This window comes from Pseudacidovorax intermedius, assembly GCF_001476815.1.
Taxonomy (GTDB): Bacteria; Pseudomonadota; Gammaproteobacteria; order Burkholderiales; family Burkholderiaceae_C; genus Xenophilus; species Xenophilus intermedius_A.
This window is the reverse complement of the sequence record NZ_LDSL01000106.1, coordinates 15,448-29,105: the sequence shown is the minus strand read 5'-3', so window position 1 is coordinate 29,105 and position 13,658 is coordinate 15,448. Positions and strand designations below refer to the sequence as shown.

Genomic DNA, 13,658 nt, shown 5'->3' with positions numbered 1-13,658 from the left:
CACGTTGTGCGGCGTGGGCAGGTGCGGGTTGATGCCCACGGCCGAGAACGCGAATTCCGGCATGTGGCTGCGTCCCACGAAGACGGCACCCGCCGCCCGCAGCCGGGCCACCGCCACGCTGTCCGCGGCGGCGGGCGGCGCGCCCTGCAGCACGGCCGCACCGGCGGTCGTGGGCTCGCCCGCCACATCGAACAGGTCTTTCACCGACACCGCCAGCCCGGCCAGCGGGCGCTGCCGCAATTCGGGATGCGCGGCGGCGCGGCCTGCGCCCTCGAACGAGGTGCTCACGAACGCGTGCCGGCAGGGCAGCGCCTGGGCACGGTCCTGCGCCTGCGCGAGTTGCGCCTGCGGCGTGGTGGTGCCCGCCCAGATGGCCGAGCGCCGCGCGCAGAGGTCGGGAAGGGCGTCCCTCACCGGGCCGCCAGCTGGAGCGGCGCCGGAAGCTGGCGGTAGTGGCTGGCCACCTGGCCGGGCGTGGTCAGCCACACGCTGTCCCGGTGGGCCAGGATGTGCTGCAGCGCCTTGCGCAGGCGGGCCAGCCGGAAAGGCTGGCCCATGATGAAGGAGTGCAGCGAGATCGAGCACACCAGCGGCGCGGTCGCCGAGCGACGCAGCATCTCGTCGAAGTTCTCGACGATCATGTCGCAGTACTCGTGCGCCGAGTTGTGCCGGTAGGCGATGGCCGGCTGGTCGTTCAACTCGATCGGGTAGGGCACGGACAGGATGGGGCCGCTGCGGCTGTCCACCCAGAACGGCTGCTCGTCGCAGATGCCCCAGTCCAGCACGTAGGAATAGCCGGCCTCCACCAACAGGTCGGTGGTGACCAGGCTGGGCGTGAGGTAGGGGCTCAGCCAGCCCTGCGGCCGCTTGCCGTCGGCTTTCTCCATGAAGGCCGTCACCTCCTGGATCATGGCGCGCTCGGTCGCCTCGTCCATCTCGATCTGGCGCTCGGCGTTGGAGCGTCCGTGCGCGATCAGTTCGTCGCCACGCTCACGGTGGTCCGCGATCAGCTCCGGGCAGTGCACGTAGTTGGCGGTGTTCACGATCACGCCGACGTTCAGGCCGAGTTCGTCGAACAGCTCGATCAGCCGCCACTCCCCGATCCGGTTGCCGTATTCCCGCCACAGCCAGCTGCGCTGGCTCCAGGGCTGGGTCTGGCGGTCCAGGTCGACGCCGCATTGCACGCCGTAGGGAAAGTGTTCGATGTTGACGGCGATGTAGACCGCCAGCCGCTTGTTCTCCGGCCATTGGAAGACGGGCCGCTGGCGGATGCCCGAGTATTTGAAGCGGTCGTGGGATGGGAGCATGGCGGAATCGATCTTCGAAGCGGTTTTCAGTCGAGCTTGATGCCGGTGGCGGCGGCGGTGCGGCGCCACTTCTCCTGGTCGCGCGCCAGGAAGTCGCGGAACGCGGCGGTGTCGTTGCCCACGGGCTCCGCACCCTGGCTGCGGATCTGCGCCTGGACGTCCGGGCGGTGCACGCCTGCGGCGATCTGGGCCTGGATCTTCTCGACCACGGCCGGCGGCATGCCGCCGGGGCCGAACAGCGCATACCAGCCGGTCACGTCGAAGCCGGGAACGCCCGCCTCGTCCACCGTGGGCACGTCCGGCAGCGCCGGCGAGCGGGTCTTGCCGCCCACCGCCAGGGCACGCAGTTGCCCCTGGCGGATGAAGCCGATGGCCGAGGGAAGATTCGCGAACATCATCTGCACCTGGCCGGCGACCACGTCGGTCATGGCGAGCGAGTCGCCCTTGTAGGGCACGTGGGTCACGTCGACCTTGGCCATGCTCTTGAACAGCTCGGCCGTCATGTGGGGAATGGTGCCAGCCCCCGAGGTGGCGTAGTTGAACCTGCCGGGCTGGGCCCGCAGCAGTTGCAGCAGCTCCCCCAGGTTCTGCGCTTTGACGGACGGATTGACCACCAGCACCAGCGGCACGTCCGCCACGATGGTGATCGGCGTGAACGCGGTCTTGATGTCGTAGGGCAGCTTGCTGTAGACCGTCGGCCCGATCGAGTGCGTGGAGATCGACCCCAGCAGCAGGGTGTAGCCGTCGGGCGCCGCCTGCGCCACGGCGTTCGAGCCGATCACGCCGCCCGCACCGAGGCGGTTCTCCACGGTCACCGGCTGCCCGAGCGGCGCCAGCAGCGTGCCCGACAGGCGCGCCAGGTAGTCGTTGGTGCCACCCGCCGAGAACGGCGAAATGATCCGTATGGGCTTCGACGGATAGGCGGTCTGTGCGGCCGCCGTCGAAAAGCCCAGAACGATGGCCGCCGAAGCGACCCAGGCAGTAAAGCGTTTCATGGGGTCCACCTTGAAGTGAGTGACTGAAAACGCTCCATCGGATGGATGGGGGCGATGTTCTACTATTTGGAACATCGTTCTATATTTAAGCCAAACTCTAGAACAGGCCCTTGCCGGCGTCAATGGACAATTTGGTATGGACAAGACGTTGATGAAGGGCCTGAAGGTGCTGGACTTGCTGACACAGGCGCCCCAGCCCATGGGCGTGACCGAGGTGGCGCAGGCCATGGGCCTGGTCAAGAGCAACGCGCACCGGGTGTTGCAGACCCTGGTGGCCGCGGGCTATGCGACCCCGGTGGGTGATGGCGGCCGCTACCGGCCCACGCTCAAGCTCTGGAGCATGGGCGTGCAGGTGGCGGGCAGCGGCGACCTGCGGCAGTTCGCCGCGCCGGTGCTGAGCCGGCTTCGGGACAACACCGGGGAAACCGCCTTCCTCGCCTTGCTGGACGCCGACCACGTCACCTATGTCGAAATCCAGTCCAGCGCCCATGCGCTGCGCGTGCACACCGCCGTCGGTGCACGCCTGCCGGCCCATGGCACCGCCGCGGGCAAGGTGCTGCTGGCCTTCGACGACGCCGCCGCGCAGGTCTTGCCGGACGACCGGTCCCTCGAGCGCTTCACCCCGAAGACCTTGGACGACCCCGCTGCGCTGCGTGCGGAATTCAGGAAGATCCGCATCCAGCAGTGGGCCGTGAACCGCGGGGAGTTCCGCGAGGAGATCAGCGGACTGGCCGTTCCCGTGTTCGACGCCCAGCAGCGCGTCATTGCATCGACCGGGATTTCCGGGCCCACCGAACGCTTCCGGCCCGCGGCCATCAAGGAATGGCTGCCGCTCGTCGTGCAGGCGGGCGCCGAGCTTTCCCGGATGATGGGCGCGCCGCGCTGAGGTGCGTGCGCAGCACGGACCCGCCGTCGCGGGCGGATAATCGCGCGCTGCTTTCCTCCTTCACCCTGCCGCCCGGCATCTCCATGGCCACGACCGTCCATACTTCCTCCATCCAGAGCCTGCCCCTGCTTGCGCGCGGCAAGGTGCGCGACAACTACGCCGTCGGCGAGGACCGCATCCTGATGATCGCCAGCGACCGGCTGTCGGCCTTCGACGTCATCATGGGCGAACCCATCCCGGGCAAGGGCGAGATCCTGACCAAGATGGCGCTGTGGTGGTTCGACCGCCTGGGCGGCATCTGCCCCAACCACCTGACCGGCGAGGCGCCCGAAAGCGTGGTGCGCCCGGACGAGGTGGCACAGGTCGAGGGCCGCTCGATGCTGGTCAAGCGCCTGAAGCCGATCCCGGTGGAGGCCGTGGTGCGCGGCTACCTGGCCGGCAGCGGCTGGAAGGAATACCAGGCCAACCGGGAAGTCTGCGGCGTGCCGCTGCCCGAGGGCCTGGTCAACTCGGCCAGGCTGCCGCGCGCCATCTTCACGCCGGCCGCCAAGGCTGCCGTGGGCGAGCACGACGAGAACATCAGCTACGAGCGCGTGGTCGAGATGATCGGGCCGCAGCTGGCCCAGCAGATCCGCGAAACGAGCATCGCGCTCTACGAGACCGCGGCCGAGATCGCGCTGCAGCGCGGCATGATCATTGCCGACACCAAGTTCGAGTTCGGCCTGGACGAGGCCGGCCAGCTGGTGCTGATGGACGAGGTGCTCACGCCCGACAGCTCGCGCTACTGGCCGGTGGAAGGCTACGAAGAGGCGCTGGCCGCCGGCACCAACCCGCCGAGCTACGACAAGCAGTTCGTGCGCGACTGGCTGGAAGCGGTGCGCATCAACGGCAAGCCCTGGGACAAGACGCCGCCCGCGCCGCGGCTGCCCAACGAGGTGACCGAACGCACCGCGGCGAAGTACCGCGAGGCGCTGGAGCGCCTGACCGGCTGAGCCCTTCGGCACCACGCCGCCGGCCCCGCGGCGCGATGCGTCCGGACGCCGACGCGGCGGACTCGGGGCCCGGCGCGCCCGCCCGTCAGCGGTCCAGCACCGCCACCGTGCGCCCGCCGCCGTCCAGCAGCACCAGGCGCGCAGGCGCCTGCAGCCGGTAGCTCGCCGTGGTCTGCAGGGCCTGGAAGAACTGCGTCTCGCGCTGGCCACGCTCGGGCTCGGCGCAGGCCATGCGCGTGGCCGCCAGCTGGCCGATGCGCAGCTGGCTGGCGGCGCGCGTGAAGCTTCCCGAGAAGCGGTTGCAGCCGCCGTTGCCCATCACCCGGCCATCACCGCCGAACTGCACCACGGGCGCCGCCTGCGGGTCCGCGCCAGTGTCGACCGGCGCGCCCTGCAGCTGAACCAGCCGCCACTGCGGCCCTTCGATCGGCTCGTCCAGGCTGATGCCGCTGCCGCAGGCGGACAGCGCCAGGGCGGCCGGCAGGGCCAGTGCCAGAAGACGGAGAGGATGGCGGCGGGCGAGGGCGGGCATGGGCATCGGGTCCTTTCGCGGTCCCACGGGGGGTGGGCCGGCATCCTACCCGCAGGCGCCGCGGCCCTGGCGTCGGCGCGCGCCGGCAGTCTTGCGCAGCGCCCGGCAGAGGTTGGCTGAGAGCTCAGGCGGGACGGACCGGCGCGCCCGAATGCCAGAGCACCGCGAAGAAGTGGCAGACGCTGCCGCCCAGCACGAACAGGTGCCACACGAAGTGGGCGTAGCGCAGCCGCGAATCGAAGAGGAAGACGACCGCCCCCGCCGTGTACGACAGCCCGCCGGCCACGAGCCAGGCCAGGCCCGCACCCGACATGCGCTCCACCAGCGGCACGGCGGCGACCAGCGCCACCCAGCCCATGGCCACGTAGAGCCCGGTGGACCACAGCGGATGCTTGAGCCGGTCGAACAGCTTGGCCGCCACGCCCACGGCCGCGGCGGCCCAGACGATGCCGAACAGCGTCCAGCCCCAGGTGCCGTGCAGCACGCCCAGCACGAAGGGCATGTAGCTGCCGGCGATGAAGAGGTAGATGGAGGCATGGTCCAGCCGGTTGAACCACAGCTTGGCCCGGCCGGGCGGCAGCGCGTGGTACAGCGTGGAGACCAGGTACAGCACGATGGCCGTGCCGGCGAACAGGCTGGCGCCCACCACCTCGGCGGTGCGCCCGCGCGCCGCCGCCTGCTGCACCAGGATCGGCAGCGAGGCCATGGCCAGCAGCGCGCCCAGGCCGTGGCTCAGGGCATTGGCGATCTCTTCGCCGACGGTCTGGTCGCGCAGTTCGCTGAGAAGGGACATGGAAGACGTTCGAGGAAGGCCGGTGCCGGCCCGGGCCGGCGTCAACCGCGCCGGGCCGCGCGGTACAGGCCGTCGACCTTCGGCACGTTCTCCTGCAGGACGCGGATGCGGTCCGGGCCGGTCGGGTGGGTGGACAGGAAGCTCAGGCCGCCCTGGCTCTTGGACACCTGGGCCATCTTGGTCCACAGGCTCACGGCGGCCTGGGGTTGGAAGCCGCCGCGGGCGGCGAGTTCCAGGCCGACCAGGTCGGCCTCGGTTTCGTCGTCGCGGCTGAACTTGAGCTGGGCCAGCTGCGTGAGGGCCCGCGCGCCGTAGTCGCCCGCCTGGCCCAGCCCGAAGAGCTGCGAGCCGAGCTGCAGGGCCATGCCCGTGCCGGCCGTCTTGGCCATCTGCTCGCGCGCATGTTCGCGCAGCGCATGGGCCATCTCGTGGCCCATCACCATCGCCGTTTCGTCGTCGCTCAGTTTGAGCTGCTCGAGCAGGCCCGTGTAGAAGGCGATCTTGCCGCCCGGCATGCAGAAGGCGTTGACCTGCTTGCTGCCGATCAGGTTGACCTCCCACTTCCAGCCGGCGGCGCGCTCGTTCCATCGCGGCGCGAAGGGAATCAGGCGCTGGGAAATGCCCCGCAGGCGCACCAGTTGCGGATGGTCGGGGCCGGCCAGAGCGCTCTGGCTGCGGGCCTTGCCCATCATCTCCCCGTACTGCTGCACGGCCGCGCCTTCGACCTGCTCGGCCGGCACCAGGCTGCGCAGGCGCGACGGCGGGCCGACGTCCACCTGCGCCGAGGCCGGCAGCGCGGCACCCGCCACCGCCGCGGCGCCGGCCAGCAGGAAGCCACGCCGGGCGCGCCAGCGGTGGGGCGCCAACGCCTCGTCGGCGGCAGGAACGGCGGCAGGAGCGCCAGGGGCGGAGCGCAGGTCGCAGAGCAGGCACATGGTGGGCGGAATAATAAGGTGGCACTTATTCGCCTCCATGTCCAAAACCCCCGCCGACACACCCGAATTGCCCAGACAACCCTGGCGCGACACCCTGCGCGTCTACCTGGAGCCGGCCTCGCTGCGCATGTTCGCCCTCGGCTTCGCGGCCGGCCTGCCGCTGCTGCTGGTGCTGGGCACGCTGAGCTTTCGCCTGCGCGAGGCCGGCATCGACCGCGCCACCATCGGCTACCTGAGCTGGGTGGGTCTGGCCTACGGCTTCAAGTGGGTGTGGGCGCCGCTGGTGGACCGGCTGCCGCTGCCGCCGCTGACCACGCTGCTGGGCCGGCGCCGCGGCTGGCTGCTGCTGTCGCAGGCGCTGGTGATCGCCGGGCTGGTGGGCATGGCGCTCAACGACCCGCGCGCCGGCCTGCAGCCGCTGGTGCTGTGCGCGGTGCTGGTGGCCTTCGGCTCGGCCACGCAGGACATCGCGCTGGACGCCTTCCGCATCGAATCGGCCGAGGCGCGCAAGCAGGCGGCGCTGGCCGCCGCCTACCAGACCGGCTACCGCCTGGCCATGATCTGGGCCGGCGCTGGCGTGCTATGGGTGGCAGCCTGGGCCGAGGGCAGCGCCACTGGCGCCTACCAGAACGGCGGCTGGCGCACGGCCTACCTGGTGATGGCCGGCTCGATGGTGGTGGGCGTGCTCACGGTGCTGCTGTCGGCCGAGCCGGTGCGCCTGCCACTGCCGCCCGCGCGTTCGGCCGGCGACTGGCTGCGCAGCGTGCTGGTGGAGCCCTTCGCCGACTTCCTGCGCCGCTACCGCTGGCAGGCGGTGCTGATTCTGTCGCTGATCGCCATCTACCGCATCAGCGACGTGGTGATGGGCATCATGGCCAACCCCTTCTACGTGGACATGGGCTTCACCAAGGACGAGGTGGCCACGGTGAGCAAGGTCTACGGCGTGGTCATGACCCTGGCCGGCGCCTTCGTCGGCGGCGTGCTGGCCATGCGCCTGGGCGTGATGCGGGTGCTGATGCTGGGCGCCGTGCTCAGCGCCGCCAGCAACCTGCTGTTCGCCTGGATGACCACCCGCGGCCACGACGTGACGGCGCTGGTGGCGGTGGTCTCGGCCGACAACCTGGCCGGCGGCATCGCCTCGGCCGCCTTCATCGCCTACCTCTCCAGCCTGACCAACGTGAGCTACTCGGCCACGCAGTACGCGCTGTTCAGCTCGCTGATGCTGCTGCTGCCCAAGTTCGTGGCCGGCTTCTCGGGCGCCTACGTCGAGGCCTACGGCTATGCCAGCTTCTTCACCGGCACCGCCCTGCTGGGTGTGCCGGTGCTGGTGCTGGTGGCGCTGGCCATGCGCATGGCGGCCCCTACGGCAGAACGGCCGGCTGGATCACCGGCCTGAGCCCCCTGGGTGCATTCGCGGCGCGGGGGCCGCGGGCTGTTACGCTGCGCGTCGTTTTTCAGAACCTGCCCGCCGCACCGTGCCGCAGAAGATCACGCCCCTCGTCATCACGGCCTACACGGCCACCACCGCCCTGGGCACCGGCCTCGGCCCGCTGCGCGACGCCCTGGCCGCCTCCCGCAGCGGCCTGCGGCCCAACGATTTCGGCGAGCCCGCCGAGCAGCGCCTGGCCACCTGGATCGGCCGCGTGCCCGGCGTGGAAGACGCCGTGCTGCCGCCCGAACTCGCCCCCTGGGACTGCCGCAACAACCGCCTGGCCTGGATGGGCCTGAATGCCGACGGCTTCCTGGCCGCCGCCCTGGCCGCGCGCGAGCGCTACGGCGCCGACCGCGTGGCGGTGATCGTCGGCACCTCCACCTCCAGCATCGGCGAGACCGAGCGCGCCTACACGATGCTGGGCGCCGACGGCCGCTTCCCCGAAGGCATGCGCAGCCCCGACGTGCACACGCCCCATGCGCCGGGCCTGTTCGTGCAGCGCGCGCTGGGCCTCGCGGGGCCGTGCGAGACCATCTCCACCGCCTGTTCCTCCAGCGCCAAGGTCTTCGCCTCGGCCGAGCGGCTGATCCGCCTGGGCCTGGCCGACGCCGCCGTGGTGGGCGGCGCCGATTCGCTGTGCGGCAGCGTGCTGTTCGGCTTCAACTCGCTGGAGCTGGTGTCGGACGAGCCCTGCCGGCCCTTCGACGCCGAGCGCGGCGGCATCAGCCTGGGCGAGGCCGCCGGCTTCGCCCTGCTGGAGCGCCACGGCACCGGCCCGCGCCTGCTGGGCCACGGCGAGGCCAGCGACGCGCACCACATGTCCACGCCGCACCCCGAGGGCGCCGGCGCCGAGCGCGCGCTGGACGACGCCCTGGCCCGCGCCGGCCTGACGACCGGGGACATCGACTACATCAACCTGCACGGCACGGCCAGCAGCAAGAACGACGAGGTGGAGGCCGCGCTGGTGGCCCGCCGCTTCCCGGCCCGCACCCATGCCAGCAGCACCAAGGGCTTCACCGGCCACACGCTGGGCGCGGCCGGCATCGTGGAGGCGGCCGTCAGCCTGCTGGCGCTGCAGACGGGCCTGATGCCCGGCAACCTCAACGCCCGCACGCTCGACGCCGTGTGCGGCCCGCAGATCCGCCGCGAGCCGGCCACCGGGCGGGTGCGGCACGTGCTGTCCAATTCCTTCGGCTTCGGCGGCAACAACTGCGCGCTGATCTTCGGCGAGGCCCAGGACCACGATGCGGCCACGGCCGATGGCGCCGCCGCGCCGCGCACGGCCGACGGCCTGCCGCAGTTGCCCACGCTCTACCTCGAGGGCCCGGCCTTCTGGCATCCGCAGCTGCCCGGCTGGGACGCCGCGCGCGCCGCCTTCCGCGGCGAGGCCGGGCTGGCCGAGGCGCCCGCGCGCCGGCCGGCGCCGCAGATCCTGGCACCTGCCGAACGCCGCCGCGCGCCGGACACCGTGGCGCTGGCGCTCGAGGTGGCCAGCGCGGCCATCGCCGGTGCGGGCCGCGCCGCGGTCGACCTGCCCTGCGTGTTCACCTCGGCCCAGGGCGACCTGGCCATCAACGACTACATGTGCACGACGCTGGCCCAGGCGCCCACGCAGCTGTCGCCGATCAAGTTCCACAACTCGGTGCACAACGCCGCCGTGGGCTACTGGACCATCGGCACCGGCTGCCAGCAGGCCAGCAACGCCATCAGCGCAGCGCTGCACAGCTTCGCCGCCGGCCTGCTGGAGGCCGCCACCGAATGCGCGGCCGACCGCCAGCCGGTGCTGCTGGTGGGCTTCGACGCCGCGGCCAACGGCCCGCTGGCGCAGGTGCACGACACCCATGGCCTGCTGGCCGGCGCCGTGGTCATCGCGCCCGAGCGCAGCGAACGCACGGTGGCCACGCTGACGCTGGCGCTGCAGCCCGGCGCACCGGCCGCGACGGGGCTGCAGTCCGAGGCGGCCCGCGCGCTGCCGTCCAACGGCATGGCCGATGCCCTGCCCTTCTTCGAGGCGCTGGCGCGGGGCCCCGATGCGTCGGGGACGCCGCTGGTCCTCGCCCTGTCCGACACCCTGTCGCTGCGCCTGACCCTAGGCTGAGCACCCTTTTCACCGGAGCGCCCATGGACCCCACCCCCGCCACCCACGACGTGATCATCATGGGGGGCGGCCTGGCAGGCCTGACGCTCGCGCTGCAGCTCAAACGGCAGTTCGGCGACATCGACGTGCTGGTGCTGGAGCGCCGCAGCCACCCGGTGCCGCATGCCACGCACAAGGTCGGCGAATCGTCGGTGGAGATCGGCGCGCACTACTTCGACACCGTGCTCGGCCTCAAGCAGCACCTGGACGAATCGCAGCTGCGCAAGTTCGGCTTCCGCTTCTTCTTCTCCGAGGGCCGGCGCGACATCGACGCCGTGACCGAACTGGGCGCCAGCCGGCCACTGGCCATTCCCAGCTACCAGATCGACCGCGGCATCTTCGAGAACCACCTGGCCGAGGTGGCCGCGCAGCAGGGCGTGCGCTTTGTCGACAACGCCATGGTGCGGCGCATGGCGCTGGACCCCTCGCCGCAGGGCCTGCACCGCATCGAATGGACCGAGGGCGGCGAGCCGCGCGCCGCGCAGTGCCGCTGGCTGGTGGACGCCTGCGGCCGCGCCGGCCTGCTCAAGCGCCAGCTGGGCCTGGTGCAGCCCAACGACCACCGCGCCCATGCCGTGTGGTTCCGCATCGGCAACCGCCTGACGCTGGACGACTGGGGCCAGGACCCGGCCTGGCGCGCGCGCTGCACGCCGGCCGCGCGCTGGCTGTCCACCAACCACATGGTGGGCGCGGGCTACTGGGTGTGGCTGATCCCGCTGGCCTCGGGCTCGCATTCGGTGGGCATCGTGGCCGACCCGGACTTCCATCCGCTGGAGCGCATGGACAGCTTCGACAAGGCCATGGACTGGCTGGCCGAGTACCAGCCCGCGGTGTTCGACGTGCTCGATGGCCAGCGCGACAAGCTCCAGGACTTCGCCTTCATGCGCAAGTTCTCGTACGGCTGCAAGCAGGTCTTCAGCGGCGAGCGCTGGGCGCTCACGGGCGAGGCGGGCCTGTTCCTCGACCCCTTCTACTCGCCCGGCAGCGACTTCATCGCAATGAGCAACACGTTCATCTGCGACCTGATCGGCCACGACCGCGCCGGCCGCTCGGTGCAGGCGCGGGCGCAGCTCTACGACCAGATCTACCACTCCTTCTACGACAGCACGCTGGCGCTCTACCAGGACCAGTACGGCCTGTTCGGCGACCCCGAGGTGCTGCCCGTCAAGGTGATCTGGGACTACACCTACTACTGGGGCGTGCTGTCGCAGCTGTTCTTCCACGAGCGCCTGACCGACGTGGCCACGCTGGGCAACCTGCGCGACGAGCTGCAGCACTGCCAGCGGCTCAACATCGCCATGCAGGGCTTCCTGCGCGCCTGGTCGGCATCGAGCGCGCGCCGCAACCCGGCCCGCATGCTGGACCAGGCCGCCCTGCCCTGGTTCTCCGAACTCAACGCCAGCCTGCGCCGGCCGCTGGCCGACGCGGCCGCCTTCCAGGCCCGCATCCGCGAGTGCGTGGGCCTGCTGCGCACCCTGGCCGCACAGATCCATGCGCAGGCACTGGCGCAGCACCCGGGCCTGGACGACGCCGAATTGGCCGCCCTGCTTGCGCTGCCGATGCCGCGCGCGCCCATCGACCCGGACGCGGCGCCGATGCTCTTCGCGCCGGTGGCGGACATGGCCGACGACGCCGTGGCCGCCTGAGACGCCCCCGGCGTTTACCCAACTTTACGAAGGCTTCAACCGCCCTTGCCGGCGGCGTGGGAGCATCTGTCTTCACCATGACGACCCCACAGCTGCTCATGATCGAAGACGACCAGCGCCTGGCGCAGATGGTCGTCGAATACCTGGCCCAGTCCGGCTTCGCCGTCACGCATGCCGGCGATGGCGCCGGCGGCATGGCCGCACTCGAGCGGCAGCTGCCCGATCTGGTCATCCTCGACCTGATGCTGCCCGACGCCGACGGCCTGGAGCTGTGCCGCCGCATCCGCGCCCTGCCCGGCGCGGCGGGCAAGGTGCCGGTGCTGATGCTCACCGCCAAAGGCGACCCCATGGACCGCATCATCGGCCTGGAGCTGGGCGCCGACGACTACCTGCCCAAGCCCTTCGAGCCGCGCGAGCTGCTGGCCCGCATCCGCGCCGTACTGCGCCGCCGCGGCGAAGGCGGTTTGGCCGGCGGGGCTGAGCCGGCGCGCGGCCTGCGCTTCGGCTCGCTGGAGATCGACCGCGACGCCCGCACCGTCACCGTGGCCGGCCAGGCGGCGGAACTCACCTCCTACCAGTTCGACCTGCTGGTGGCCATGGCCGAGCGCGCCGGCCGCGTGCTGACCCGCGACCAGATCATGGAGGCCGTGCGCGGCCGCGAGCTGGAGGCCTTCGACCGCTCCATCGACGTGCACATGGGCCGCATCCGCGCCGCCATCGAGGCCGACCCCAAGAACCCCAAGCGCATCCTCACCGTCCGCGGCGTCGGCTACGTCTTCGCCAAGCAACAGGACTGACCGGCCCATGATCGGCCTGTTCACCCGCCACCTCTACGTGCGCATCTGGCTGGCCGTGCTGGCCGGCGTGGCGGTGGTCGTGCTGGCGGCGGGCTGGGCCTGGAAGGTGGCGGACGACCAGCGCAGCGCGCCGCTGCCGCGCGACGTGACGCTGCGCGATGCGCAGAACAACGCCTTCGCCAACGGCAAGTCCATGCGCACCAGCCGGCCGGGCGAGCCGCTGGAGTTCCTCATCACACTCGACAACGGCCAGCGCTTCACCATGGAACTGGGCCCGCGCATCGACCGCCGGCCTTCGCCGCCGCCCTGGCTCAACCCGCACACCGGCATCTTCTGGCTGCTGGGCATGGTGGGCCTGGCGACGGGCCTGGGCCTCTACCCCATCGTGCGGCGGCTCACGCAGCGGCTGGAGGGCCTGCAGCGCAGCGTGCAGCGCTTCGGCGAAGGCGACCTGTCGGTGCGTGCGCGCGACAGCGGCGAGGACGAGGTCGCCGACCTGGCCCGCCGCTTCAACGACGCCGCCACCCGCGTCGAGCAGCTGGTGCGCTCGCACAAGTCGCTGCTGGCCAATGCCTCGCACGAGCTGCGCTCGCCGCTGGCGCGCATCCGCATGGGGCTGGAGCTGATGGGCCCGCAGGCCAATGCGGCGGCGCGGGCCGAGATCTCGCGCAACATCGCCGAGCTGGACCAGCTGATCGACGAGATCCTGCTCGCCAGCCGCCTCGATGCGCGGGAGGCCGACGTCGGCACCGTCGAAACGGTGGACCTGATGGGCCTGGCGGCCGAGGAATGCGCCCGCGTGGACGCCGACCTGGGCCTGGCCGACGGGTCGGCCCTGGAGGCGCTGACGGTGCAGGGCGTGTCGCGCCTGCTGCGCCGGGCGCTGCGCAACCTGCTGGAGAATGCGCGGCGCCACGGCGGTGCCGGCATGGTTACGGTGGAGTTGGCCGCCGAGCCCGGCTGGGCGCTGGTGCGGGTGGACGACCAGGGCCCGGGCGTGCCCGAGGCGCTGCGCTCGCGCATCTTCGAGCCCTTCTACCGCCTGCCCGGCGCCAGCGAGCGCGACGGCGGGGTGGGCCTGGGCTTGGCGCTGGTCAGGTCCATCGCCGAGCGCCACGGCGGCAGCGTGCGCTGCGAGTCGGCGCCCGGCGGCGGCGCGCGCTTCGTGCTCCGGTTGCCGCGGCCGGCCTGAACCGCCGCGCCCAG

General features: G+C 71.6%; 13 protein-coding genes and 1 pseudogene. 8 read left to right on the top strand and 6 right to left on the bottom strand.

The genetic code is table 11. From position 1 onward, the window contains the following. The 3 genes from NS331_RS16400 to NS331_RS16390 all read right to left on the bottom strand — a co-directional run. Positions 1-414 (bottom strand): amidase family protein (locus tag NS331_RS16400; protein ID WP_242873784.1); only part of this gene is annotated, 414 nt, incomplete at its 3' end. Next, positions 411-1,307 (bottom strand): polysaccharide deacetylase family protein, encoded by an 897-nt coding sequence (locus tag NS331_RS16395; RefSeq protein WP_058643039.1) that lies wholly within the window; start codon positions 1,305-1,307, stop codon positions 411-413. The genes NS331_RS16395 and NS331_RS16400, both read right to left, overlap by 4 nt. A 26-nt stretch (positions 1,308-1,333) precedes the next feature. Next, the gene (locus NS331_RS16390; protein WP_058643038.1) at positions 1,334-2,302 is read right to left on the bottom strand and encodes a Bug family tripartite tricarboxylate transporter substrate binding protein; all 969 of its coding nucleotides are present in this window, start codon (positions 2,300-2,302) and stop codon (positions 1,334-1,336) included. A gap of 136 nt (positions 2,303-2,438) precedes the next feature. On the opposite strand from NS331_RS16390, the gene NS331_RS16385 reads away from it, so the two are divergent. Next, positions 2,439-3,188, top strand: a complete 750-nt coding sequence (locus NS331_RS16385) for an IclR family transcriptional regulator (RefSeq protein ID WP_058643037.1) — start codon at positions 2,439-2,441, stop codon at positions 3,186-3,188. A gap of 83 nt (positions 3,189-3,271) precedes the next feature. After that, entirely contained in the window at positions 3,272-4,180 is a 909-nt protein-coding gene (locus tag NS331_RS16380) for a phosphoribosylaminoimidazolesuccinocarboxamide synthase (RefSeq protein ID WP_058643036.1), read from the top strand. Positions 4,181-4,265: 85 nt separating this feature from the next. Here NS331_RS16380 and NS331_RS16375 read toward each other — a convergent pair whose 3' ends face one another. The 3 genes from NS331_RS16375 to NS331_RS16365 form a co-directional block, all read right to left on the bottom strand. Continuing rightward, positions 4,266-4,712 carry an META domain-containing protein gene (locus NS331_RS16375; RefSeq protein ID WP_242873783.1) on the bottom strand — a complete coding sequence of 149 codons (447 nt, stop codon included), beginning with the start codon at positions 4,710-4,712 and terminating at the stop codon, positions 4,266-4,268. A gap of 124 nt (positions 4,713-4,836) precedes the next feature. After that, entirely contained in the window at positions 4,837-5,505 is a 669-nt protein-coding gene (trhA, locus tag NS331_RS16370) for a PAQR family membrane homeostasis protein TrhA (protein WP_058643034.1), read from the bottom strand. 41 nt (positions 5,506-5,546) lie between these two features. After that, the gene (locus NS331_RS16365) at positions 5,547-6,440 is read right to left on the bottom strand and encodes a M48 family metallopeptidase (RefSeq protein WP_082702551.1); all 894 of its coding nucleotides are present in this window, start codon (positions 6,438-6,440) and stop codon (positions 5,547-5,549) included. A 37-nt stretch (positions 6,441-6,477) separates the two neighbouring features. On the opposite strand from NS331_RS16365, the gene NS331_RS16360 reads away from it, so the two are divergent. From NS331_RS16360 to NS331_RS16340, 6 genes and pseudogenes are all read left to right on the top strand, one after another. Next, on the top strand, positions 6,478-7,836 hold the full coding sequence (locus NS331_RS16360) for an AmpG family muropeptide MFS transporter (protein ID WP_153012895.1): 1,359 nt from the start codon (positions 6,478-6,480) through the stop codon (positions 7,834-7,836). 79 nt (positions 7,837-7,915) lie between these two features. After that, a pseudogene (locus NS331_RS27000) lies at positions 7,916-9,109 on the top strand (beta-ketoacyl-[acyl-carrier-protein] synthase family protein); the annotation flags it as partial. A gap of 63 nt (positions 9,110-9,172) precedes the next feature. Next, positions 9,173-9,970: a beta-ketoacyl synthase chain length factor gene (locus NS331_RS26995; protein WP_275936471.1), complete on the top strand. Its 798-nt coding sequence runs from the start codon at positions 9,173-9,175 to the stop codon at positions 9,968-9,970. A gap of 23 nt (positions 9,971-9,993) precedes the next feature. Beyond that, a complete protein-coding gene (locus tag NS331_RS16350; RefSeq protein ID WP_058643032.1) occupies positions 9,994-11,655 on the top strand; it encodes an NAD(P)/FAD-dependent oxidoreductase in 1,662 nt (553 codons plus the stop codon). Between the two features lie 77 nt (positions 11,656-11,732). Beyond that, the gene (locus NS331_RS16345; protein WP_058643031.1) at positions 11,733-12,452 is read left to right on the top strand and encodes a response regulator; all 720 of its coding nucleotides are present in this window, start codon (positions 11,733-11,735) and stop codon (positions 12,450-12,452) included. A 7-nt stretch (positions 12,453-12,459) separates the two neighbouring features. Continuing rightward, entirely contained in the window at positions 12,460-13,644 is a 1,185-nt protein-coding gene (locus NS331_RS16340) for an ATP-binding protein (RefSeq protein ID WP_058643030.1), read from the top strand. Positions 13,645-13,658: the final 14 nt, after the last annotated feature.